The organism is Bradyrhizobium sp. BRP19, from assembly GCF_020194195.1.
In the GTDB taxonomy this organism is placed as follows: Bacteria; Pseudomonadota; Alphaproteobacteria; order Rhizobiales; family Xanthobacteraceae; genus Bradyrhizobium; species Bradyrhizobium yuanmingense.
Map to the genome: position 1 here is coordinate 1 of NZ_JADYVZ010000189.1, position 412 is coordinate 412.

1 protein-coding gene is annotated in these 412 nt (G+C 66.0%); it reads right to left on the minus strand.

From position 1 onward, the window contains the following. Nucleotides 1-9: 9 nt before the first annotated feature. Nucleotides 10-412, minus strand: a 403-nt coding sequence (locus I6F36_RS39125; RefSeq protein WP_276573763.1) for a helix-turn-helix domain-containing protein, incomplete at its 5' end; no start/stop codon positions are given.

Here is a 412-nt window from a genome sequence, read left to right on the forward strand (position 1 = left end):
GACGGCACGTCAGTCGAAGCCAAGCTCCTGCAATTTGCGCGTGATGGTGTTGCGGCCGATGCCCAGACGCGTTGCCGCTTCAACACGGCGCCCGCGCGTGACACCCAGCGCAGCCTCAAGAATCGCCTTCTCGAAGCGTCGCGTAAGTGCGTCCATGACGTCGGGCTGGCCCGCTTCGAGCATGGCCTTGGCCTCGCCCGCGAGCGCGCGCTCCCAACCTGCTGCGATGGATGCCCCCGCTGCAGAGCTTGAAAGCAACGTATCGACCGACGGCGTAACACCATACGGTTCGCCACCATGCGACGGCTCGCCGATGAAGGCGGGGCGAGCCGCGGCCTCGCCCATGACCGGTAGCATCTGCGCGTTGCCTCGCACCAGGTCGGCGGGCAGATCCTTGCTTTCAATGGTCTGC